Below are 22,685 nucleotides of genomic sequence, written 5' to 3' on the forward strand. Positions count from 1 at the left end.
CCACGGTCCGCCGCCAGTTCGACCGGCGCCCCTGACCTGGGGTACAGTCTCTTCCGCAGCGAAGGAAAGTTCCGCTGCGAAGCAAGGTCCTGTGGAGCAGTTTGGAGTGCTCGCCACCCTGTCAAGGTGGAGGCCGCGGGTTCAAATCCCGTCAGGACCGCTTTCCCGAAGGCCCCGCAACCCACCCGTGGTTGCGGGGCCTTCTGCATGCCCGGCGGTACGCGAACGAACCGGGCGCCCCGTTTGGCGCGCCCCGCACCCGTACTCCCGCGCCGCCTCCCGTGGCCGGCGGATGTCACAACTGACACCTCCCGCCGGGCAACCTCAGGACCCCCTCGGCCATCTCCCCCTGCGAGAGGGCCCTTTCCCTAGTGCAGGCACCGTCGCACAACAAGACCTTTGACATGTGACAGGTGTCACTCAATATCTTTTGGTGGGACCGTTACTTACCCCTCGCCTACAACTGATCAATTTAATATGTGCAATTGCACGTACGAGGAGGGAGCCCGGGCGTCAGCCTCACCCTCCGTACGGCCTCTTGGAGGAACCCCACAGTGGGGCGCACGCGGCACCGCGGGTGACCCGTACGGGACTTCGCCACCCGAGGGCTTTTGGCGCGCTCCAGCGCGCGCCCAGGCGCCCCGGCGCGCCGCCTGTACACCGGCTCCCCGGACTGGCAGGCCCGGGACCAGGGCATAAAAAGATCGCGCTGGACCCGGCGGAGTCCAGCGCGATCGACGACGCACCCATGTGAAGTCGCGAGGGAACAGGGCCTGTTGGGGCAGGGCCCGCGTCGTTGGAGCTGTCAGCGGACGTTTCGCCGGATGGGGGTCCGGCTGGTACTCAACGTCCGGCTATCTGCGGTTTCTCAGGCCTCGCTGCGCTGCTGCGGAATGCCCGCGAGCAGTGCGCGGACCTCCGCCTCGCGGTAGCGGCGATGCCCGCCGAGCGTGCGGATCGATGTGAGCTTGCCCGCCTTTGCCCAGCGTGTGACCGTCTTAGGGTCGACGCGGAACATGGTGGCAACCTCAGCAGGGGTCAGCAACGGCTCTGCATCAGGGGTGCGAGCGGTCATGAGCGGCCTCCTCGGAGAACCGAACCTTCGGTTCTTTCCTCTAAATTCTGCACCTTGACCCGCGTTGCCCGAAATGGTCGACGCGGGTCGAGTCGGTTATAGGACGAACGGCTTGTCCTCGGCACTACAACTACACCATCTGTCCAGCCGCGTCGGCCAAACCGATGGAATTGCCCCTTCAGGTATCCATCGGCGACGGAAGCCGATGGACCATGCCATAGCGGACAGTTACACCCCAGTAACGATCAGTTACGGCGGCGCTCAGGCGTCGCGGGGACCCCCGATAACGTGCAATGTCGAGCATTCCACCCATAGTTGAGCAGAAGGAGGCCTCACCGGACTCCTTGTCCTATTTTGGCACGAGGAGGGGTGATGGGCGCAAGAGGGCCGTAAGTGCGGTCCGTCACGCTTGGGAGTTTGGCCCCGGATCGGGACCTACGTCCCCGTAACCGCGCGCACCGCGCGAGCAGTTCGCGCTCACCCCGCGAGCCCGCCGCGATCAGTTCGCGGACTGCAGCGCCCGTACCGCCCGCCAGCGCTCCACCAGCTTCCGGTACGCCTCGCCCGCGGCCACCCCGTCGCCCTCGCGCAGGGACTTGATGCCCTGCGCCACATCGGCCGCCGAGTGGTCGCCGTCCAGATCGTCCGCGGACAGGGCGTGCGCCAGGCCGCCGTAGTCCAGCTCCACGAGTGAACGCGGATGGAACTCTTCCAGCCATCGGCCCACTTCTACAAGCCCGTCGAGCAGCGGACCCTCGTCGAGGGTGTCCTTCATCGTCTTGAAGCCGCGGGCCACCCGCCGCCGGGCCTGCACCATCGGCGTGCGGTACCGCAGCCGCGCCGGATGCCCGCCGTCCGCCTTCTCGTACTCCCGCTCCTCGTCGGCGAAGAGCACGAACCAGCTGAGCGGGACCTGCCAGGTCGAGGTGCGGATCCAGGGGCGGGCGTCCGGGTGCTCGGCCAGCCAGGCCTCGTAGTCGGCGGCGGCCTGCTCGCGCACCACCTTCGGCAGCACCGCGTCCAGGACCGGCGCCGGCCACTGCCCGCCCAGCCTGCCGAGCGACTGCCAGCCGCGCAGCCGGGTCCGCCAGGGGCAGACGCACAGCACGCCGTCCAGCTCGGCCACGAAGGCGTCGTCGCTCTCGTGCACCGGCACCACCACCGGCGGCACCGGCAGCAGATCGGCCAGCGAACGGCGCAGTTCGTCCTGGTGGGAGGGGTGCTCGGGGCGTTTGGCGTACCGCTCCCAGTGTCCGCGCTCCGGCTCGGGGAAGGCGGCCAGCGGCTCGTAGACGCGCAGATACGCGGCGTACGGCACGATCACCGAGGGCACCTTGGGCACAGCGACTCCTCACCCGTCCACAGCCCGGAGACCCGGGAAAACACTGCAAATCGTGCCATGCTCCCGCGCCGTCAGAAGGTGATCGGTCCGACTGTGCGCACACACTGCCCCGCAGGCCCTAATCTCATGCCCATCGGCCCGCAAGGCCGTCCGCATGAAGCCGCTGACCGGGCAGCCCGCCACAAGCGGCACCCAGGACGCGGAGCACCCAACCCTCCGCCGCTTCTTACCCAGGAGTCACCACAGTGACCGACGTAACCGGCGCTCCTGCCGAGGTTCTGCACACCCTGTTCCACTCGGACCAGGGCGGCCATGAGCAAGTCGTGCTCTGCCAGGACCGCGCCAGTGGCCTCAAGGCCGTCATCGCCATCCACAACTCCGCGCTCGGCCCCGCCCTCGGAGGCACCCGCTTCTACCCGTACGCGAGCGAGCAGGAGGCCGTCGCCGACGCGCTGAACCTCTCCCGCGGGATGTCCTACAAGAACGCGATGGCCGGAATCGGCCACGGCGGCGGCAAGGCCGTCATCATCGGCGACCCGGACTACCTCAAGAGCGACGAACTGCTGCGCGCCTACGGCCGGTTCGTGGCCTCGCTCGGCGGGCGCTACATCACCGCCTGCGATGTCGGCACCTATGTCGCCGACATGGACGTGGTGGCGCGCGAGTGCCAATGGACCACGGGGCGTTCGCCCGAGAACGGCGGCGCCGGCGACTCCTCGGTGCTCACCGCCTTCGGTGTGTACCAGGGCATGCGGGCCAGCGCCCAGCACCTGTGGGACAGCCCGGCCCTTCGCGGTCGCAAGGTCGGCATCGCCGGGGTCGGCAAGGTCGGGCGCCACCTGGTGGGGCACCTCCTGGAGGAGGGCGCCGAGGTCGTGATCACCGATGTGCGCGCCGAGTCGGTGCGGCAGATCACCGAGCAGCACCCGGAGGTACGGGTCGCCGCCCACACCAGCGAGCTGATCCGCACCGAGGGCCTGGACATCTACGCCCCGTGCGCGCTCGGCGGCGCCCTCAACGACGAGAGCGTGCCCGCCCTGACCGCCTCGGTGGTCTGCGGCGCGGCCAACAACCAGCTCGCCCACCCCGGCGTCGAGAAGGACCTCGCCGACCGCGGCATCCTCTACGCCCCCGACTACGTGGTGAACGCGGGCGGGGTGATCCAGGTCGCCGACGAGCTGCACGGCTTCGACTTCGAGCGCTGCAAGGCGAAGGCCTCGGAGATCTACGACACCACCCTGACGATATTCGCGCGTGCGAACGACGACGGGATCCCCCCGGCCGCGGCGGCGGACCGGATCGCGGAGGGACTGATGGCCCAGGCCCGCCGCGCCTGAGCGCCGTACCACCGGCCGCGGCCGGTCGGCGGCCGGGCGACCCCCGGCCCCGCCCGTGCGGGATCTGGCCGGAAAGTGCTTGACCAGCAGGACCAGAGCGCTCGGCGGGGGTGAGAGACAAGACTCACCCCCGTCGGCGGGTCGGCCGCCCCGAAGAGGTTAATATGGCGGCTGACCAGCGAGGACAGGGCTCCTCGCGGGTTCTGCTGACAGGCGCGTCCTGCGGGCGGCGTACCGTATGGCCGCAACAGCAGGTACCGTGGAAGCCCTACGGACCGGACTCTCCACGGAGGGCCCGTTCCCGAACATGAACGCGTGTCAAGACTCTGGGGCCGTCGAGCCCCGATATCGAGGGGGTCGAGCCATGGGGCGCGGCCGGGCCAAGGCCAAGCAGACAAAGGTCGCCCGCCAGCTGAAGTACAACAGCGGCGGGACTGACCTGTCGCGTCTGGCCAATGAGCTGGGCGCTTCCACTTCGAGTCAGCCTCCGAACGGCGAGCCGTTCGAGGACGACGAGGAGGAAGACGACCCGTACGCCCAGTACGCGGATCGCTACAACGGCGACGACGACGATGCGGAGGACTCGGACGAGTCCGGCCCCTCGTCGCGCCGCCGCGGCGCTTGACCACGCGACACCGGTGGTTTCGTAGCTCCGGCTACCGCTCTCGCGACAATCGCATGTCACCCGGTCCGGGGCTTCAGCACCGGACCGGGTTTCGTGCTGCCACCCGGGGCCTGCGTCAGGCGGCGTAGTCGCCATGGAGTGCCGCGCCCGTGGAGTGCTCGCCGCGGGCGGTGATCTCACCGGCCACCCAGGCCTCGACCCCGCGGTCGGCGAGGGTGGTCAGGGCCGCGTCCGCCGAGTCGCCGGGGACGATCGCGATCATGCCGACGCCCATGTTGAGGGTCTTCTCCAGTTCGAGCCGCTCGACCCGGCCCTCGCGGCCGACCAGGTCGAAGACCGGGGCCGGCGTCCAGGTCCCGCGGTCGAGAGTGGCGTGCAGTCCGTCCGGGATCACCCGGGCGAGGTTGGCCGCGAGGCCGCCGCCGGTGATGTGCGAGAAGGCGTGCACCTCGGTGGTCCGCATCAGGGCGAGGCAGTCCAGCGAGTAGATCTTGGTGGGTTCGAGGAGTTCCTCGCCGAGGCTGCGGCCGAACTCCGCGATCTCCTGGTCGAGCCGGAGTTTCGCCCGCTCGAAGACCACGTGCCGCACCAGCGAGTAGCCGTTGGAGTGCAGTCCGGAGGAGGCCATCGCGATCACCGCGTCGCCCTCCTGGATGCGGTCGGCGCCGAGCACCCGGTCCGCCTCGACCACGCCCGTACCGGCACCGGCCACATCGAAGTCGTCGGGCCCGAGCAGTCCCGGGTGCTCCGCGGTCTCGCCGCCGATCAGCGCGCACCCGGCGAGCACACAGCCCTCGGCGATGCCCTTGACGATCGCGGCGACCCGCTCCGGGTGGACCTTGCCGACGCAGATGTAGTCCGTCATGAACAGCGGTTCCGCGCCGCAGACCACGATGTCGTCCATGACCATGGCGACCAGGTCGTGCCCGATGCTGTCGTAGACGCCGAGCTGCCGGGCCAGGTCGACCTTGGTGCCGACGCCGTCGGTGGCCGAGGCGAGCAGCGGGCGCTCGTACCGCTTGAGGGCGGAGGCGTCGAAGAGTCCGGCGAAGCCGCCGATGCCGCCGAGGACCTCGGGGCGGCGGGTCTTCTTCACCCACTCCTTCATCAGCTCGACGGCACGGTCGCCCGCTTCGATGTCGACACCTGCGGCGGCGTACGAGGCGCCGGCGGGCGCGCCGGAGGAATCAGACATAAGTGACACGTCTCCTTGGGAGGCGAGAGGGAGTTACGGGCGACGGAGCGCTTCGGCCGCGGCCGTGGAGGCCGGTCCTGCGGCCAGCTCGGTCTCCAGGAGCTGCTTGCCGAGCAGCTCGGGGTCGGGCAGGTCCATCGGGTACTCGCCGTCGAAGCAGGCGCGGCAGAGGTTCGGCTTGGCGATGGTGGTCGCCTCGATCATGCCGTCGATGGAGATGTACGAGAGGGAGTCGGCGCCCATCGACTTGCCGATCTCCTCGACCGTCATGCCGTTGGCGATCAGCTCGGCGCGGGTGGCGAAGTCGATGCCGAAGAAGCAGGGCCACTTCACCGGCGGCGAGGAGATCCGGATGTGCACCTCGGCGGCGCCCGCCTCGCGGAGCATGCGCACCAGGGCGCGCTGGGTGTTGCCGCGCACGATGGAGTCGTCGACGACGACCAGGCGCTTGCCCGCGATGACTTCCTTCAGCGGGTTCAGCTTGAGGCGGATGCCGAGCTGGCGGATGGTCTGCGAGGGCTGGATGAAGGTGCGGCCCACGTAGGCGTTCTTCACCAGACCGGCACCGAAGGGGATCCCGGAGGCCTCGGCGTACCCGATGGCGGCGGGGGTGCCGGACTCCGGGGTGGCTATCACCAGGTCGGCCTCGACCGGGGCTTCCTTGGCGAGCTTGCGGCCCATCTCCACGCGGGAGAGGTAGACGTTGCGGCCCGCGATGTCGGTGTCGGGGCGGGCCAGGTAGACGTACTCGAAGACGCAGCCCTTGGGGCGGGCCTCGGCGAAGCGGGTGCTGCGGAAGCCGTTCTCGTCGACCGCGACGAACTCGCCCGGCTCTATCTCGCGGACGAAGGCCGCCCCGCAGATGTCGAGGGCGGCGCTCTCCGAGGCGACCACCCAGCCGCGTTCGAGGCGGCCGAGGACCAGCGGGCGGATGCCCTGCGGGTCGCGGGCCGCGTACAGCGTGTGCTCGTCCATGAAGACCAGCGAGAAGGCGCCCTTGACCTCGGGCAGCACCGTCATCGCGGCCTCTTCGAGGCTGAGCGGCTTGCCGTCCTCGTCCTTCTGCCCGGCGAGCAGCGCGGTGACGAGGTCGGTGTCGTTGGTCGCGGCGACCTTGGCGTTGCGGCTGCCGTTCTCCCGGGGGAGCTCGGCGACCAGCTCGGCGAGCTGGGCCGTGTTGACCAGGTTGCCGTTGTGCCCGAGGGCGACGGAGCCCTCCGCGGTGGCACGGAAGGTGGGCTGCGCGTTCTCCCAGACCGAGGCACCGGTCGTGGAGTAGCGGGCATGGCCCACGGCGATGTGGCCCTGGAGGGAGCCGAGGGAGGTTTCGTCGAAGACCTGGGAGACCAGGCCCATGTCCTTGAAGACGAGGATCTGGGAGCCGTTGCTCACCGCGATTCCCGCGGATTCCTGACCTCGATGCTGGAGGGCGTAGAGCCCGAAGTACGTGAGCTTTGCGACCTCTTCGCCCGGAGCCCAGACTCCGAAGACGCCACAAGCGTCCTGGGGGCCTTTCTCGCCGGGGAGCAGATCGTGATTGAGTCGACCGTCACCACGTGGCACGCCACCGAGTGTAGGCGAGATCGACCACTGGTCCGAATTGGGGTGGGGGGACTCCTGGTCCCCGGGACCCGCGCTCCCAGGGACCGGCGGTCCCGGGAAAGCCCAGCGCAGGGCGGCAATGAGACGCGGATGTCCGATTACCGGATGCCCGTTGACAGCCAAAGGTGTCTTCGGTCACGCTTCCGGCCATGCAGCTGCCCAGCGGCCCCGGCGCCGTTCTCGTGGAGCGCCGCCACGTCGACCTGGTCCGGGTGGCGAGCGCGATCTGTCGCCGCATCCGCTGAGCGCGGCCTCGGGCCCACTCCCGCTGTCTCGAATTCGCCCCTCGGCGCCGACAGCTCCCGGACCCTGACGGGCCGCCTGCCCGCAGAGGCCGTACCCAGCCGCACGGGCCTCCGCCCGGGGTTCGCCACCACCGCCACAGGCGCCCCTCCTCACCCTCTGTCACCACCTCTCCCACCGCGCCGGTCCCTCCCGCGCGGGCCCGGCCGTGCTCATGCCACCGCCGCCGCCCGCGCCGGCCCCGTGCGCGCCCTACCCGGAGCCTTCCTGTGCCCTCTTCCTCCCGTACGCCCGCCTCCCGTACGCCCGCCTCCCGCACCGAACCGGCCGCCTCCCCCGCCGGGGAGGCCGAGGGCGGCTCGCGCCGCTCCCTCTCCCGGCGCGCCTTCCACACCGCCGTCGGCGCCGGAACCGCGGCCGCCGCCGTGGGCCTGCCCGCGGCCGCCGCCACCGCCGACTCGGCCGGGGCCGCCGCCGAGCACCGCGAGCGCCCCTTCCGGGCCGCCCCCGGCCGCCACTCCCGGCGCCCGAACATCCTCTTCATCCTCGGCGACGACCTCGGCTGGGCCGACCTTTCCAGCTACGGCGCCCCGCACATCCACACCCCGAACCTTGACCGCCTGGCCCGCCAGGGCGTCCGCTTCACCGACGCCTACTCCGGCTCCGCCACCTGCTCCCCCACCCGCTTCAGCCTCTACACCGGCCGCTACCCGGGCCGTACGAAGGGCGGTCTCGCCGAGCCCATCGCGGACCGCACGGTCGGCCTCGAACCCACCCACCCCACGCTGGCCTCGCTGCTGCGGGACGCCGGCTACGCCACCGCCCTCATCGGCAAGTGGCACTGCGGCTACCTCCCGGACTACTCCCCCACCAAGTCCGGCTACGACGAGTTCTTCGGCAACCTCGGCGGCGCCCTGGAGTACTACTCCAAGCTCGGCCTGCTCGGCGAGTACGACCTCTACGAGGGCGACGCCGAGTACAAGGACCTGCGCTACTACACCCGGGTACTGACCGAGCGGGCGAGCGAGTACGTCTCCCGCGAGCACGAGCGGCCCTGGCTGCTGAACCTCAACTTCACCACCCCGCACTGGCCTTGGATCGCCGAGGGTGACGAGGAGGAGAGCGCCGAGATCACCCGCCGGATACGCGCGGGGGTCAAGGGCGCGCTCAACCACCGGGACGGCGGCTCGGTCGAGAAGTACCGCGAGATGGTCGAGGACCTGGACCGCTCCGTCGGCAAGGTGCTCGCCGCCCTGCACCGCTCCGGCCAGGAGGAGAACACCCTGGTCTTCTTCGGCAGCGACAACGGCGGCGAGCGCTTCTCCTACAACTGGCCGCTGACCGGCGGCAAGTTCGGCCTCCAGGAGGGCGGCATCCGGGTCCCGTCCGTCGTCCGCTGGCCCGCCCGCCTCGACGGCGGCCAGGTCAGCGAGGAGCCGGTCTTCACCCCCGACTGGACCGCCACCCTCCTCGAACTCGGCGGCGCCCGCCCGCACCCCGCGTACCCCCTGGACGGCAGCAGCCTCGCCGGATACCTGCTGCGCGGCGAGGAGTTGGCGGAGCGCGAACTCTTCTGGCGGGTCCGCGGCGAACGCGCCCTGCGCCGCGGCAAGTGGAAGTACTACCGGGGCCAGGACGGCAAGGACCACCTGTACGACCTCCACGCGGACGCCCGCGAACAGGCCGACCGGGCCGCGGCGGAACCTGAGTTGGTGAAGGAGCTGCGGCAGGCCTGGGAGCGCATCGACAAGAGGCTGCTGCCGTACCCGGACGCGAAGAAGAGCTGATTGGCCGTCAACGGACGCCTGCGGCCCGCCCCTTGAGCTTCCGGGGGCGGGCCGCGAGCGTACGGAGCTGGATGGCGCGCTGCTAGAGCACGCCCTCCTTCAGGGCGGTGATCAGCTCGGTCACCGGGCCACGGGGGAGCAGAAGGGCCGGGCCGTGCGGGGACTTGCTGTCGCGGACGGCGACCATCTCCGGGTCGACGAGGCCGAACTCGACGCAGTCGCCCTGCGCGCCGGAAGCAGAGGACTTCCACCAGGTGACGGGCAGGGTGGCGGCGTCTTCAACGTGGCTCATGCGCACTCCTTTACGGGTGAAGACAAGCACTGTCTAGCCGAGTGTGCCGTCCTTGAGCGCTGCTACGAGGCCGCTCACCGAACCACGGCCAAAAAGCAGCGCCGGACCATGCGGCGCCTTGCTGTCGCGGACCGCGACCGTCCCCGCGTCGACGAGGCCGAACTCGACGCAGTCCGACTGGGCGCCGGAGGCCGACGACTTCCACCAGGTGACGGGCAGGGTGGCGGAGTCTTCAACGTGGCTCATGAGTGCTTTTTCCTTATCTCTGCGATCAGTTCGGCTGACCGTTCGACCGGGAGCGCCGCAGCGCGTAGCCGCTCGAACGCGTCACGGTAGACAGCGACCTGGTCACGTTCTTCGACGTACAGGGCGGAAGTGAGGCTCTCCACGTGCACCACGTCGAGATCGGCGTGCTCATCGAAGCCGAGAACCGCGTACGAACCCATCTTCCCTGCGTGGGGTGGGGAGTCGGCAGGCAGCACCTGGATGGTGATGTTGGGCCGCCGTCCCAAGGACTGAAGCCGACCGAGTTGTTCCCGCATCACACCTTCGCCCACGCACTGGGTACGCAAGGCGGTCTCCGAGACGATCGCCCAGAGGTTGAGGGGCTTTTCACGGGTCAGCACCGCCTGCCGAGCCAGCCGGATCTCCGCCAAGGCGTCCACCTTGGCTTCCAGTGCCTCCGACATCGCTGTTGCGGTGACGATCTCGCGCGCGTACTCACCGGTCTGTAACAGCCCGGGGATCACGCCCATCTGCCATGTCCGCACGCTGGTCGCCTCGGCCTCCAGGCTGATCAAGTCCTCGTAGACCGGAGACAGGATCCCCCGATACGACTGCCACCACCCCCGCCGCGCACCTTCCCGCGTGAGGGAGAGCAGAGCTCGGCGCAGTTCCTTGTCCTTGATCCCGTAGAGATCGAGGAGGAGTTCGACGTCCTTGGCCTTGGCGGCGGTTCGGGCCGTTTCGATGCGGGAGAGCTTGGCGGGGTTGATCGCGCCGGCAGACTTGGCGGCCACCTCGTCGAGGGTGCTGCTTCCCCGCAGGCCGCGCAGCTTCACCCCGAGGCGGCGCCTGCGCACGGTGGGTGCGCTCACGTACTTCCCTCCCCGTAGTGATCCAGTAGCCGACAGTCTGCCGCGCTCGTGCACCGGATGCCACCTCGCCTTCCGCTCCGCCATCCTGACACTCACAGACGTGCATGCAATTTTGCATTCACTCTTCCGATAGCTTGCACAGGAGAGGGATCAGCAGGCACTCTGATGTGACGAAGAGCTACCGCATCGCTACGGGTGTGGCAACTGACCCTGCTCACCTGGCAGATGCTGCTGAGGAGGCTTGCATGACGTGTAGGCGACCGAATCGCTTATCTCCGGCAAATGCGACAGCGGAGCGCCCGCCCTCCGGCCGGTCGCCCGCCGAACTGAAACTCCCGAGCGCTCCCGAGTCCGTACGTCAAGCCCGGGAATACGTACGGAAGTTCGCCGGGTCGTATGCGCCGGAGGTGCCGGAGGAACGCGTCGACGAGGCGGTTCTCGTGCTGTCGGAGCTGGTCACCAACGCGGTGCGGTACGGCTCGGCGCGGGAGGACTTCGTCCTCGTCTCCCTTGTGCTGAAGGCGAGTTACCTGCGCATCGAGGTGCACGACGCCGGGCGGCGGCGCCCGCGGCTGCGGCACTCGGCGGCGGACTCCGCCACCGAGCAGCGCGGGCGCGGGCTGTTCATCGTGGCGGAGCTGGCCGCCGACTGGGGCGTCGGGGAACGGCCGTTCGGGAAGTACGTGTGGGCGGAGCTGGCCTGGCCGCGGGAGGCCCGGCGGGAGTGAACCGCTCCCCCGCGGCCCCCCCTCTCAGGCCCTGCCCTCTCAAGCCCCGCCCGCCGCGAAGGCGCCGCCCCCGGTGAAGGCCAGCTTGGCGAAGCGTTCGCCGATGCGGCGGTGGGTGGCGGCGTCGGGGTGGAGGGCGTCGGGCAGCGGGAGTTCGGTGAGGTCGGCGGCGCCGTAGAGTTCGCGGCCGTCGAGGTAGTGCAGGTGCGGGTCCTCGGCGGCACGCTGGGTCACGATCCGGGAGAGTTCCTCGCGGATGATGCCCAGGGTCAGCTTCCCGGCCGCCTTCTCCGCGGGGTCGCCCAGCGCCTTGAACTGGATCTGGCCGTTGACCAGATTGCCGAGGTCCGGGGCGCAGGGGCCCGGGGTGTCCTCGTGGATCGGGCACAGGATCGGCGAGACGACCAGGAGCGGAGTCTCCGGGTGCCCCTCGCGGATCGTGTCGAGGAAGCCGTGCACGGCGGGGGCGAAGGCGCGCAGCCGCATCAGATCGGCGTTGACCACGTTGATGCCGAGCTTGAGGCTGATCAGCTCGGCCGGGGTGTCCCGCAGGGCGCGGGCGAGGAAGGGGTCGAGCAGGGCGCTGCCGCTCAGGCCCAGGTTGATCAGCTCCACCCCGGCGAGGGAGGCGGCGAGCGCCGGCCAGGTCGTGGTGGGGCTCGCCGCGTCCGAGCCGTGGCTGATCGAACTGCCGTGGTGCAGCCAGACCTTGCGGCCCCGGTCGGGGAGGGGTTCGACGGGGGCGTCGGTGCGCAGGGCGAGGAGTTCGGTGGCCTCGTTGTGCGGCAGCCAGATCTCCACGTCCTTCGCCTCGCGCGGCAGTTCGGTGAAGCGGACGGTGCCGGGCGGGCCCGACTCGGTGGTGGTGGTGCCGGTGGTCATGTCGATGGTGAGGGTGTTGCCGCCGGAGACGGAGGCCTGCCGGACCAGGCGCCCGTCCACGAGGAGGTCGTACACCCCATCCGGGCGGGGCGGGGCGCCCACGTACGCGCGCTTGGTGCGCAGGGTGTCCAGTTCGACGGCGGTGGCCCGGGTGCGGAAGACGAGCCGTACGCCGGAGGGCTGGGTCTCCGCCACCGAGAGCTGGCTGTCGGTGTACTGGGCGCGGGCCCGGGCGGGCAGCCGGTGCGGCTGGAGGCCGCCGCGCTCGGTGGTCTCCAAGTCGAGGGCGCCGCGCAGCAGTTCGGGGGTGAGAGGGGTGGTGGTCCAGCGCGGCCCCGGGCGCGGTGCCGACTCGGGACGCGGTACGGGCTCGGGGTGCGGTACGGGCTCGGGGTGCTGCATGGGGTCCGCCTGTCGGGTCGGAGGGGAGGGGCCGGGGCGCGCCGGGCCCGGCTCAGGGGGTGGTGGGGGCGGCGGGCCAGTTCCGCAGCAGGGCGTCGAGGGCGTCCAGGATCCGGGGCCAGGTCTCCGCGGCGGCGGGGCTGCTGTGGTCGAAGGACCCGCCGCCCTCCATGGTCACGAAGCCGTGGAAGACGCTGCCCAGAAGCCGGACGGCGTGCGTCTGGTCCGGTTCGGTCAGGTCGTAGCCGCGCAAGATGGCGCGGATCATCCGGGAGTGCCGGGGCCCGGCGCTGGCCGCCGCGTCCTCGGGGGCCAGCCGCAACTGGGCGGCGGCGTACCGGCCCGGGTGCTGCCGGGCGTAGTCGCGGTAGACGTCGCCGAGGGCGGTCAGGGCGTCCTTGCCCGAGCGGCCGGCCAGGGCGGCGCTGCCCCGGTCGGCGAGTTCCCTGAGGGCGAGCAGGGCGATGCCGGTCCTGAGCGCCCCGGAGTTCTTGACGTGCGAGTACAGGCTCGCGACGCGGACGTCGAAGCGCCGGGCCAGCGCCGAGACGGTGACCTGGTCGAAGCCCTCCTCGTCGGCCAGCTCCGCCCCCGCCTGGATCAGGCGTTCCGTGGTCAGTCCCGCGCGTGGCATGCGCCGCCCTCCGTTCCGCTGCCTTCCGGTTCCTCTGCCTCGGGTGCCTCTTCTTATGCGTCCGCGCCTGCGTCCGCCTTCGCGCTTCGGCGGCAGCGTGAGCCGGCGAGGCCGCGAACGCCCAGGTGGGCAGCTTCGAGTATGCATTTGCCTAAAGGGTTTAGGCAAATGTGGGGTGAGATTAGGCAGGAGAGTGGGACTGAGGAGGGTGATCCGGCAGGTCTCGTCCGGTCAGGACATCAGCGGGAGGAGGGCGGAGAGGTCGGAGCGTTCGCCGCTCGCGCTGATCTTCGCGGCGGAGTGCGCCTCGGCCCAGGTCGTGCGGCCGGTCGCCAGGCGGACCCAGGTCAGCGGGTCGGTCTCGACGACATTGGGCGGGGTGCCGCGGGTGTGCCGGGGCCCCTCCACGCACTGCACCACGGCGAAGGGCGGCACCCGCACCTCGGTGGAGCCGCCGGGCGCCTTGACCGCGAGGGCGTCGGCGAGCATCCGGGTGCAGGCGGCCAGGGCCTCCCGGTCGACCGGGATGTCGAGTCCGGTGGCGCGGTTCAAGTCGTCGGTGTGGACGGTGAGTTCGACCGTACGGGTCACCAGGAAGGGGAGGAGTTCGATGGTGCCGAGGCGGGTGGTGAGGCGGCGGTCGTCCGGGGTGGCGGCGAGGTCCTCGGCGAGCTTCGCGGCGACCTTCGCCCCGAAGGAGGCCAGATCGCGCTCGGCGGCGGCCAGCGCCCGGCTGCCCTCGGCGACCGCCTCGGCCAGGCTCGCCGTGACGAACGGGGCGTCCAGCAGGGCGAGTTCGGCCTTCGGCGGTTCGGGGAGGTCGATCGCGGCGCTCACCGCCCGTACCGCGATGGACACATGGGCCGCGAGATCGCGAACTGCCCAGCCGTCGAGGTGCGTCGGCGCGTCGAGCTGCTCCTCGCTGAGCCCGGCCACCGCCTCTCGCACCTGCGCGTACTGGCCGAGGACGGCGCTGCGGATCTTGGCGGAGTCGTAGCTGCGGAGGCGCTTCCGGGGCGGCATGGGGTCAGCTTATGACGGGGCGGAAGGGGCCGGGCGGGGTTCGGGATGCGGCCATCTGTGCACAACAGCCCTGCCACACAGGTGCCTTGGGACCGCGGGCCGCAGGACGGGGGAGCCGCCCGGCCGCCGGGCCCGGCCTCACCGCTTCGGGGGCCGGAAGTCCTCGGCTCCGGGAAAGACGAGGTGGTCGCAGCCCCGCCGCTGCGCCACGTCCTTGACGTAGGCGCGGAAATAGCGGGCCCAGGCGGGCGTCACGGACTTCGCGTACAGGTGGTCCAGGGAGAGGGTGTGCACGGCGTGGCCGCCGTCACGGCACTCGGAGGAGGCCCACCAGACAGCGGTCCTGCCGCGCCCCGCCGTGCCGCGGGGGGCGCTTGCCGACCCGTCGCCGTCCCAGAATTCGACGCTGTCCGCCAAGTCGCCGTAGTAGGTGTGCAGCGCCGCCCAGAACGGCCCCGCGGGGAAGTCCCTGTCGTAGTCCCCCCTGTGGACGGCCTCGTAGCGGAGGTCTCCGGCGCGTTCCGGGCCCATGCCGAGCAGGCACCGCTCCTCGCTGACCGCTTTGTCGGCGTGGGCGGGGAAGGCGCGTTCGGGGAAGTCCGCGCGGCGGGCGAAGGGGCGGGCGAAGGCGCAGGTGCCCTCGGCCCGGGCGGCCGGCTGGGGGCTGCGGGGCGGATCGGCGGGCAGCCCCTCGGCGGGTTCCTCCCAGCCTCGCCCGCAATGCGCCCGCTCGGCCAGGTTGTTGACCGTGCCGACCGCTGTCCGGGCCAGCAGATGCCGATCGCGGGCGGTCAGCGGGCCGTCGCTCCTGAGGCGCGGGATTTCGGCCTTGGCCCAGAGCGACTTGACCGGCGAACCCTTCAAACGGCCCTCGCGGCAGGGGAGACGGACCGTCACCGCGGCGTCGGTGACCACGCCGTCCACGGGACCGCCGAGGGGCTGGGGCCCCGGGGTGTCCGCCTCGCCGGGGCGGCCGGAGCTGAGATCCCGGGCGACGAGGTAGGCCTCGGGATCCTCGGGACTCGGCCGCGCGGTGCGCGCGGTGCCCGCCGCGGCGCGGAAGAAGTACCGGCGGCCCGATCCGTCTCCGGCCAGATCGGAGAAGAGGCCGCAGCCCGATCCGTCGACTTCGAGCGTGTCCCCGGGCGCGCTGATCCGCCCCTCCGATTCGGGCAGGGCGAGCACCAGCCCGGCGGGCACGAGCCCGTCGCAGGCCGCGTCGATCTCGTAGCGGCCCAGGAGGTTGGTGGCCAGAAGCCAGCCGCCGCCGACCGCGCCGAACGCGGCGACGAGCACGCAGAACGCGTTGACCAGGCTCAGCCGGCGCGAGCGGAGGCCCGGCCTGAACAGGCCCCCGCGCGGGCCCAGTCGGAGCGGCTCCCCGATTCCCTCCCGGTAGCGCGCCGTATAACTTCCGATCGCGTCCAGCTGCTCCCCGGAGAAACCGCCACCGGCGCCCGAGCCCGTCCCCCGCGCCCCGGCCTCTGCCGCCACGCCCCGGCTCTCCTCGCCCGGCCGTTCTCCGCCACCCCGGATCGACACGACTCCCCTCCCGTGGCCCCCCGCGCCCCGACACGACCCGTCCGGTCGGCCGCCTGCGGTACGCACTCCCCTGCCCCGCGGCCGCCCATGTCCCGGCCCGTACGTACCGCCGGACGCGTGCCAGTCTGCCCGTCCGGCGACGGCCCCCGCCAAGCGGCGCGAGCGCGGAACAGCGAGCACGGGACGCGAGCACGGGACGGGTGCGGGAGCGCGGCAGCGGAACGCGGGCCCCGCCGAAAGACAGGACCCGCGTCTCGTGCCTGCCGTTCCGCTCGTACCTGCCGTTCCGCGACGGTCGACTAGGCCAGCACCGCCGGGATCGTCGTCTCGTGGGCCGTACGGAGTTCGGTCAGCGGGAGGCTGAACTCGCCCTGGACCTCGACGACCGCGCCGTCCTCCTCGCGGCCGTCGACCACGCCGATACGGGTGGCGGGCAGGCCGCGGGCGCCGCACATGTCGGTGAAGCGGAGCTCCTCCGAGCGGGGGACGGCGACGAGGGCGCGGCCCGCCGACTCCGAGAAGAGGAAGGTGAAGGCGTCCAGGCCGTCGGGGACGACCAGGCGGGCGCCCTTGCCGCCGAGCAGGGCCGACTCGGTGACGGCCTGCACGAGACCGCCGTCGGAGAGGTCGTGCGCGGAGTCGGCCATGCCGTCGCGGGAGGCCGCGATGAGGATCTCGGCGAGCAACCGCTCGCGCTCCAGGTCGACTTGGGGCGGCAGCCCGCCGAGGTGGTCGTGCACCACCTGCGACCAGGCCGAGCCGCCGAACTCCTCGCGGGTGTCGCCGAGGAGGTAGAGCAGCTGGCCCTCCTCCTGGAAGGCGACCGGGGTGCGGCGGGCCACGTCGTCGATGACGCCGAGCACCGCGACGACGGGCGTCGGGTGGATCGCCGCCTCGCCGGTCTGGTTGTAGAGGGAGACATTGCCGCCGGTGACCGGGGTGCCCAACTCCTGGCAGGCGTCGGCGAGTCCGCGGACGGCCTCGGCGAACTGCCACATGACGGCCGGGTCCTCGGGCGAGCCGAAGTTCAGGCAGTCGGAGACGGCGAGCGGCCTGGCACCGGTGGTGGCGACATTGCGGTACGCCTCCGCCAGCGCCAACTGGGCGCCGTGGTACGGGTCGAGCTTGGCGTAGCGGCCGTTGCCGTCGGTGGCGAGGGCGACGCCGAGGCCGGACTCCTCGTCGATACGGATCATGCCGGAGTCCTGCGGCTGGGCGAGCACCGTGTTGCCCTGCACCAGGTGGTCGTACTGGCTGGTGATCCACGCCTTGGAGGCCTGGTTCGGGGAGCCGACCAACCGCAGTACCTGGTCACGGAGTTGGTCGCCGCCGGCCGGGCGCGGGAGCTTGTTCGCGTCGTCGGCCTGGAGGGCGTCCTGCCAGTCGGGGCGGGCGTAGGGGCGCTCGTAGACCGGGCCGTCGTGGGCGACGGTGCGCGGGTCGACGTCGACGATCTTCTCGCCGTGCCAGTAGATCTCCAGGCGGTCGCCGTCGGTCACCTCGCCGATGACGGTGGCGATGACGTCCCACTTCTCGCAGATCGCGAGGAAGCGCTCGACCTTCTCCGGCTCGACCACCGCGCACATGCGCTCCTGCGACTCGCTCATGAGGATCTCCTCGGGCGAGAGCGTGGAGTCGCGCAGCGGGACGTCGTCCAGGACGACGTGCATGCCGCCGGAGCCGTTGGAGGCCAACTCGCTGGTGGCGCAGGAGAGTCCGGCCGCGCCGAGGTCCTGGATGCCGACCACCAGCTTCTCGGCGAAGGCCTCCAGGGTGCACTCGATGAGCAGCTTCTCCTGGAAGGGGTCGCCGACCTGGACGGCGGGGCGCTTCGAGGGCTTCGCGTCGTCGAAGGTCTCGGAGGCCAGGATGGAGGCGCCGCCGATGCCGTCGCCGCCGGTGCGGGCCCCGTAGAGGATGACCTTGTTGCCCGCGCCGGAGGCCTTGGCGAGGTGGATGTCCTCGTGCCGCATCACGCCGATCGCCCCGGCGTTGACCAGCGGGTTTCCCTGGTAGCAGGCGTCGAAGACGACCTCGCCGCCGATGTTGGGCAGGCCGAGGCAGTTGCCGTAGCCGCCGATTCCGGCGACCACTCCGGGCAGCACGCGCTTGGTGTCGGGGTGGTCCGCGGCGCCGAAGCGCAGCGGGTCGACCACGGCCACCGGGCGGGCGCCCATCGCGATGATGTCGCGCACGATGCCGCCGACGCCGGTCGCGGCGCCCTGGTAGGGCTCCACGTACGAGGGGTGGTTGTGGCTCTCCACCTTGAAGGTGACCGCGTAACCCTGGCCGACGTCGACCACACCGGCGTTCTCGCCGATGCCGACGAGCAGCGCGTCCGACCGCGGGGCCTTCTCGCCGAACTGGCGCAGGTGCACCTTGGAGGACTTGTACGAGCAGTGCTCGGACCACATCACGGAGTACATGGCGAGTTCGGCGCCGGTCGGGCGGCGGCCGAGGATCTCGACGACGCGCTCGTACTCGTCCTTCTTCAGGCCGAGTTCGGCCCAGGGCAGCTCGACGTCGGGGGTGCGGGTCGCGTTGTCGACCGTGTCGAGAGTCATGCGGAGACCAGCCTCTTGAGGATCGAGGTGAAGAACGGCAGCCCGTCGGTGCGGCCGTTGCCGACCAGGGATTCGACGGCGTGCTCGGGGTGCGGCATGAGGCCGACGACGCTGCCGGTCTCGTTGGTGATGCCCGCGATGTCGCGCAGCGAGCCGTTGGGGTTGTGGCCCACCCCGGGGACGGCGCCGGCCTCCTCGTCGGCACCGGCCACGTAGCGGAAGACGACGCGGCCCTCCGCCTCCAGCATGTCGAGGGTGCGCGCGTCGGCGACGTACCGCCCGTCCATGTTCTTCAGCGGGATGTGGATCTCCTGGCCCGCCGCGAAATCGGCCGTCCAGGCGGTCGCGCTGTTCTCCACGCGCAGCTTCTGGTCGCGGCAGATGAAGTGCAGGTGGTTGTTGCCGAGCATGGCGCCGGGCAGCAGGTGGGCCTCGGTGAGGACCTGGAATCCATTGCAGATGCCGAGGACCGGCAGGCCCGACTTCGCCTCGGCGATGATCGTTTCCATCACGGGCGAGAAACGCGAGATGGCGCCGGCCCGCAGGTAGTCGCCGTAGGAGAATCCGCCGGGCAGGACCACCGCGTCGACCTGCTTCAGGTCTTTGTCCTTGTGCCACAGGGCGACCGGTTCGGCGCCGGCGAGGCGGATGGCGCGCTGGGTGTCGCGGTCGTCGAGACTGCCGGGGAAGGTGACAACTCCAATACGCGAGGTCACTTTTCCTCCTCGACCTTCACGGTGAAGTTTTCGATCACGGTGTTGGCGAGGAAGGTTTCGGCGAGCTCGTGGATTCGGGCGAGCGCGGCGTCGTCGACCGGACCGTCCACTTCGAGTTCGAACCGCTTTCCCTGACGTACATCGGAGATGCCCTCGAAGCCGAGGCGCGGCAGCGCCCGCTGAACGGCCTGGCCCTGGGGGTCGAGGATCTCCGGCTTGAGCATGACGTCGACTACGACGCGTGCCACTGGCACTCCCGGTGTGTGGTGCTGAGCAGGTTCGTTCAGACTACCCGTACAGAATTTCTACGCGGGTAGATTCGTAGGTTCCGACGAGACACCGATCACTTCGCGGACGGGACGAAGAGCCTCCGGGCACAAATACTCCGCAAGAAACCCCGGAGGCACCCCGCAAGCACCCGGGAAGTACCCCAGGGAAGCCCGAACCGGACCCGAGAAGCGGCGAAAAGCGCTAGGCGCAGATTGTGTGCAGACACGCTGAGGTATTTCGAAGGGCTTCCCAGTGCAATGCCGCGCCCTGTACAAAGGGAATATCTCACGGGGATTTTCCCCGCAACCAGCCGGACAGTCGGCAAACGGGCACGTCAAGAGCACCGGATGCCGCGCGAAGGGACCGATATTCGTGGCGCAGCGTGTCGTGGTCACACTCTTTGACGACATCGACGGCGGGGAAGCGACGGAAACCATCGTCTTCGGCCTGGACGGCACGTCGTACGAGATCGACCTCAGCAAGACGAACGCCTCGAAGCTGCGCAAGGCGCTCGAACCCTACGTGGAGGCGGGCCGCAAGAAGGCCAGGTCCGGCAAGACCTTCACGCACACCTCGGTCACCCCGGACCCGGCCGCCGTCCGCGCCTGGGCCCGCTCGCACCGGATGGACGTGCCCCCGCGCGGCCGCATCCCCAAGAAGGTCTACGAGGCCTTCGACGCCGCCCGCTGACCGGCGTCCGCCGGGCCCCGGACCGGGGCCGACGGCCCCTCGGGGCAGCCGACTTGCGCAGTACCCCCGCCGGTCGGCTAAAGTCTGGAGCACGCCGAGGGGCGAGGCCGGAAACGGCAAGTCCCCGAAGTCGTGCGGGTGTAGTTCAGTAGTAGAACACCCCCTTTCCAAGGGGGAGGCGCAGTGTGCAATTCCTGTCACCCGCTCTGCACCGCCGTTCCAGCCACTCTTGTGGATACGGTAGGCTGGTGCTCGCGCCGATCTGTGAGAGCCGGTCGGAGGCAATGCGAACGTAGCTCAGTTGGTAGAGCGCAACCTTGCCAAGGTTGAGGTCGCGAGTTCGAACCTCGTCGTTCGCTCTGAAGCAGAAGAGAGAAACCCCGTTCCTGGTGGACGGGGTTTCTTTCGTTTTACCGCCGCTCGCGTTACCGCCCCTCGCGCCTCCCCGGCGCGCTTCCCGCCGCCCGCTTCCTGATTTCTGCCGGGCGTTCCCTTTTCCGCCGGTCCCGCCCGTTCTCGCTCCGGCCGCTTCTGACATTTGTCATGCGGGCCGATGACACCTCGCACTGCCGGGCCGCCGGACGCGCGGCGAGGCTCGATACATGGACAGCGAGGAGTACGTGATCAGGGCGGACGAGGTACGCCGGGTCTACCAGGGCGGCTTCGAGGCGGTACGCGGGGTGAGCTTCGCCGTGCGGCGGGGCGAGCTGTTCGCGCTGCTGGGCACCAACGGCGCGGGCAAGACCTCCACGGTGGAACTGCTCGAAGGACTGGCCGAGCCCGCCGGAGGCCGGGTACGGGTGCTGGGGCACGACCCCTTCGGCGAACGGTCCCGGGTGCGGCCGCGCACCGGGGTGATGCTCCAGGAGGGCGGCTTCCCCTCGGGCCTCACCACGGCGGAGACGGTCCGGATGTGGGCCGGGTGCACGAGCGGGCCGCGGCCGGTGGACGAGGCGCTGGAGATGGTGGGCCTCGCGGACCGCGCCGGGGTGCGGATCAAGCAGCTCTCCGGTGGCGAGCGGCGCAGGCTCGACCTCGCGCTCGCCCTCCTCGGCCGCCCCGAGGTGCTCTTCCTCGACGAGCCGACCACCGGCCTGGACGCCGAAGGGCGCCGCGACACCTGGGAGTTGGTGCGCAGGCTGCGCGCGGAGGGCACCACCGTGCTGCTGACCACGCACTACCTGGAGGAGGCCGAGGAACTCGCCGACCGGCTCGCGGTGCTGCACGAGGGGCGGATCGCCGCCTCGGGCACCGTCGCCGAGGTGGTCGCCGAGCAGCCCTCGCAGATGTCCTTCCAGCTGCCCGAGGGCTACCACCCGGGCGACCTCCCGCCGCTGGCCCCGCTCGGCGTCACCCGGCACGAGGTCGAGGGCCGGCTCCTGCGGCTGCACACCCGGGAGCTCCAGCGCACGGCGACCGCGGTCCTCGGCTGGGCGGAGCGGACCGGGGTCGAGCTGCGCGGCCTGAACGTACGCGCCGCCTCGCTGGAGGAGGCCTTCCTGCGGATAGCCCGGGAGGCGGGCGAGGGCGCCGGGAGCGGACGGGACGAGCGGGACACCGGCGGCCGCGGCGGCAAGGGCCCCGGCGGGCCCCGGGGACTCGGCGGACTGCGGGGACTCGGCGGGCTGCGCGGCCGCAAGGCGCGGGCACCCCGGGCCTCCGTACCGCAGCAGCAGTCGAGCCCCCACCAGCAGGTGCGGGGACCCCGGGCCGACGGAGCGAAGGAGCACAGCGCATGAGCGGCAGCACCCAGGACTACGCGCCCGCCGCCGGGCCCGCGCCGGGCGGCGGCGACCGGACCTATACCGGAGGCGGCGCCGACGGACCGCGGACCACACCCCTCGGCCGGATGCGGGCGCTCGCCCGGGCCGAGCTGACACTGCTCGGCCGCAGCCCCGGCACCCTCTTCGTGGCGCTCTTCGTGCCGCTGGCGCTGCCCGCGAGCCTGCGCACCACGGTCAAGGACATGGACCTGGCGAAGCACGGGCTGAACCTCGCCGAGGTGCTGCTGCCCGCCGCCATGGGCTTCGCGCTGCTCTTCGCGGTGTACACGGCGCTGGTCAGCACGCTGGTCGCGCGGCGCGAGGAGCTGGTGCTCAAGCGGCTGCGCACCGGGGAGGCGGGCGACGGCGAGATCCTGGTCGGGGGCGCGGTGCCCGCGGTCGCGATCGGCCTGGCGCAGTGCCTGCTCGTCGCGGTCGCCAGCACGGCCGTACTGGACGTGGAGCTGCCCGGCGCCCCGCACCTCGCGGTGGCCGGGGTGCTGCTCGGCCTGGTGCTCAGCGCCGTGTTCGCGACGCTGACCTCCGCCGTGACCCGGACCGTGGAGTCCGCGGGTGTGACCGTGATGCCCTTCATGATGCTCTCGCTGATCGCCTCGGGGATCACGGTCCCGCTGGAGGTCTTCCCGGACCGGCTGCGCACCGTCTGCGAGCTGCTGCCGCTCTCCCCGGTGATGGCGCTGATCCGCGGCGCCTGGACCGGCGAGCTGTCCGCCGCCGAGACGCTCGGCCACCTCCTCACCGCGCTGGCGTGGATCGTGCTCGGCTGCTTCGCTGTGCGACGGTGGATGCGCTGGGAACCCCGGCGGTGACCGCGGCCGGGCCGGCCGGCGCGGTGGCCGGGACGGCGGACGGCAG

22 protein-coding genes and 3 tRNA genes are annotated in these 22,685 nt (G+C 71.1%); 11 read left to right on the plus strand and 14 right to left on the minus strand.

The features are described 5' to 3' along the window. The first annotated feature begins 85 nt into the window (after positions 1–85). Positions 86–160: transfer RNA gene (locus HFV08_RS06305), tRNA-Asp, on the plus strand. A gap of 708 nt (positions 161–868) precedes the next feature. Here the strand turns inward: HFV08_RS06305 and bldC are convergent. After that, complete coding sequence (gene bldC / locus HFV08_RS06310; protein ID WP_003949541.1) at positions 869–1,075, minus strand: developmental transcriptional regulator BldC; 207 nt, start codon at positions 1,073–1,075, stop codon at positions 869–871. 499 nt (positions 1,076–1,574) lie between these two features. Beyond that, the gene (locus HFV08_RS06315; protein WP_168536698.1) at positions 1,575–2,417 is read right to left on the minus strand and encodes a DUF8083 family protein; all 843 of its coding nucleotides are present in this window, start codon (positions 2,415–2,417) and stop codon (positions 1,575–1,577) included. A gap of 245 nt (positions 2,418–2,662) precedes the next feature. On the opposite strand from HFV08_RS06315, the gene HFV08_RS06320 reads away from it, so the two are divergent. Both HFV08_RS06320 and HFV08_RS06325 read left to right on the plus strand, forming a co-directional pair. Then, the gene (locus tag HFV08_RS06320) at positions 2,663–3,754 is read left to right on the plus strand and encodes a Leu/Phe/Val dehydrogenase (RefSeq protein ID WP_040251774.1); all 1,092 of its coding nucleotides are present in this window, start codon (positions 2,663–2,665) and stop codon (positions 3,752–3,754) included. A gap of 364 nt (positions 3,755–4,118) precedes the next feature. Beyond that, complete coding sequence (locus HFV08_RS06325) at positions 4,119–4,379, plus strand: DUF3073 domain-containing protein (RefSeq protein WP_040251772.1); 261 nt, start codon at positions 4,119–4,121, stop codon at positions 4,377–4,379. Between the two features lie 115 nt (positions 4,380–4,494). Here HFV08_RS06325 and purM read toward each other — a convergent pair whose 3' ends face one another. Next, positions 4,495–5,574 carry a phosphoribosylformylglycinamidine cyclo-ligase gene (purM, locus tag HFV08_RS06330; RefSeq protein WP_040251771.1) on the minus strand — a complete coding sequence of 360 codons (1,080 nt, stop codon included), beginning with the start codon at positions 5,572–5,574 and terminating at the stop codon, positions 4,495–4,497. Between the two features lie 33 nt (positions 5,575–5,607). Then, complete coding sequence (gene purF, locus HFV08_RS06335) at positions 5,608–7,137, minus strand: amidophosphoribosyltransferase (RefSeq protein ID WP_168536700.1); 1,530 nt, start codon at positions 7,135–7,137, stop codon at positions 5,608–5,610. A 188-nt stretch (positions 7,138–7,325) separates the two neighbouring features. On the opposite strand from purF, the gene HFV08_RS32295 reads away from it, so the two are divergent. Both HFV08_RS32295 and HFV08_RS06340 read left to right on the plus strand, forming a co-directional pair. After that, positions 7,326–7,421: a putative leader peptide gene (locus tag HFV08_RS32295; RefSeq protein WP_312885419.1), complete on the plus strand. Its 96-nt coding sequence runs from the start codon at positions 7,326–7,328 to the stop codon at positions 7,419–7,421. 267 nt (positions 7,422–7,688) lie between these two features. Continuing rightward, positions 7,689–9,206, plus strand: a complete 1,518-nt coding sequence (locus tag HFV08_RS06340; RefSeq protein WP_168536702.1) for a sulfatase family protein — start codon at positions 7,689–7,691, stop codon at positions 9,204–9,206. Positions 9,207–9,288: 82 nt separating this feature from the next. On the opposite strand, the gene HFV08_RS06345 is transcribed toward HFV08_RS06340, so the two are convergent. From HFV08_RS06345 to HFV08_RS06355, 3 genes are read right to left on the minus strand one after another with little or no spacing between them, the layout of a single operon-like run. Next, on the minus strand, positions 9,289–9,498 hold the full coding sequence (locus HFV08_RS06345; RefSeq protein WP_168536704.1) for a DUF397 domain-containing protein: 210 nt from the start codon (positions 9,496–9,498) through the stop codon (positions 9,289–9,291). Between the two features lie 33 nt (positions 9,499–9,531). Beyond that, entirely contained in the window at positions 9,532–9,744 is a 213-nt protein-coding gene (locus HFV08_RS06350) for a DUF397 domain-containing protein (protein ID WP_168536706.1), read from the minus strand. After that, entirely contained in the window at positions 9,741–10,595 is an 855-nt protein-coding gene (locus tag HFV08_RS06355) for a DUF5753 domain-containing protein (protein ID WP_168536708.1), read from the minus strand. Before HFV08_RS06355 ends, HFV08_RS06350 begins: the two co-directional genes overlap by 4 nt. Positions 10,596–10,840: 245 nt before the next feature. Between HFV08_RS06355 and HFV08_RS06360 the strand changes: the two genes are divergently transcribed. Continuing rightward, complete coding sequence (locus HFV08_RS06360) at positions 10,841–11,323, plus strand: ATP-binding protein (RefSeq protein WP_168536710.1); 483 nt, start codon at positions 10,841–10,843, stop codon at positions 11,321–11,323. Between the two features lie 39 nt (positions 11,324–11,362). Here HFV08_RS06360 and HFV08_RS06365 read toward each other — a convergent pair whose 3' ends face one another. The 7 genes from HFV08_RS06365 to purS all read right to left on the minus strand — a co-directional run bounded on the left by HFV08_RS06365 (position 11,363) and on the right by purS (position 19,334). Further along, positions 11,363–12,607 (minus strand): GDSL-type esterase/lipase family protein, encoded by a 1,245-nt coding sequence (locus HFV08_RS06365; RefSeq protein ID WP_168536712.1) that lies wholly within the window; start codon positions 12,605–12,607, stop codon positions 11,363–11,365. Between the two features lie 52 nt (positions 12,608–12,659). Further along, on the minus strand, positions 12,660–13,241 hold the full coding sequence (locus HFV08_RS06370; protein WP_168536714.1) for a TetR/AcrR family transcriptional regulator: 582 nt from the start codon (positions 13,239–13,241) through the stop codon (positions 12,660–12,662). Between the two features lie 231 nt (positions 13,242–13,472). Continuing rightward, a complete protein-coding gene (locus tag HFV08_RS06375; protein ID WP_168536716.1) occupies positions 13,473–14,264 on the minus strand; it encodes a maleylpyruvate isomerase family mycothiol-dependent enzyme in 792 nt (263 codons plus the stop codon). A gap of 138 nt (positions 14,265–14,402) precedes the next feature. After that, positions 14,403–15,758, minus strand: coding sequence for a hypothetical protein (locus HFV08_RS32070; protein WP_168536718.1), 1,356 nt, complete (start codon positions 15,756–15,758; stop codon positions 14,403–14,405). 347 nt (positions 15,759–16,105) lie between these two features. Continuing rightward, complete coding sequence (gene purL, locus HFV08_RS06385; protein WP_168536720.1) at positions 16,106–18,370, minus strand: phosphoribosylformylglycinamidine synthase subunit PurL; 2,265 nt, start codon at positions 18,368–18,370, stop codon at positions 16,106–16,108. Further along, positions 18,367–19,086 (minus strand): phosphoribosylformylglycinamidine synthase subunit PurQ, encoded by a 720-nt coding sequence (gene purQ, locus HFV08_RS06390; protein WP_168536722.1) that lies wholly within the window; start codon positions 19,084–19,086, stop codon positions 18,367–18,369. The genes purL and purQ overlap by 4 nt, the downstream gene beginning before the upstream one ends. Further along, positions 19,083–19,334: a phosphoribosylformylglycinamidine synthase subunit PurS gene (gene purS / locus HFV08_RS06395; RefSeq protein ID WP_008409760.1), complete on the minus strand. Its 252-nt coding sequence runs from the start codon at positions 19,332–19,334 to the stop codon at positions 19,083–19,085. Before purS ends, purQ begins: the two co-directional genes overlap by 4 nt. A 394-nt stretch (positions 19,335–19,728) precedes the next feature. Here purS and HFV08_RS06400 point away from each other — a divergent pair, with 394 nt between their 5' ends. From HFV08_RS06400 to HFV08_RS06420, 5 genes are all read left to right on the plus strand, one after another. Further along, a complete protein-coding gene (locus HFV08_RS06400; protein WP_168536724.1) occupies positions 19,729–20,046 on the plus strand; it encodes a histone-like nucleoid-structuring protein Lsr2 in 318 nt (105 codons plus the stop codon). A gap of 134 nt (positions 20,047–20,180) precedes the next feature. Then, positions 20,181–20,252 (plus strand) — tRNA-Gly (locus HFV08_RS06405). Positions 20,253–20,332: 80 nt separating this feature from the next. Then, positions 20,333–20,405 (plus strand) — tRNA-Gly (locus HFV08_RS06410). A gap of 243 nt (positions 20,406–20,648) precedes the next feature. After that, positions 20,649–21,785, plus strand: a complete 1,137-nt coding sequence (locus tag HFV08_RS06415; RefSeq protein WP_168536726.1) for an ABC transporter ATP-binding protein — start codon at positions 20,649–20,651, stop codon at positions 21,783–21,785. 110 nt (positions 21,786–21,895) lie between these two features. Next, a complete protein-coding gene (locus HFV08_RS06420) occupies positions 21,896–22,639 on the plus strand; it encodes an ABC transporter permease (RefSeq protein ID WP_246341577.1) in 744 nt (247 codons plus the stop codon). Positions 22,640–22,685: the final 46 nt, after the last annotated feature.

The sequence above is a fragment of the Streptomyces physcomitrii genome (genome assembly GCF_012273655.1).
Classification (GTDB): Bacteria; Actinomycetota; Actinomycetes; order Streptomycetales; family Streptomycetaceae; genus Streptomyces; species Streptomyces physcomitrii.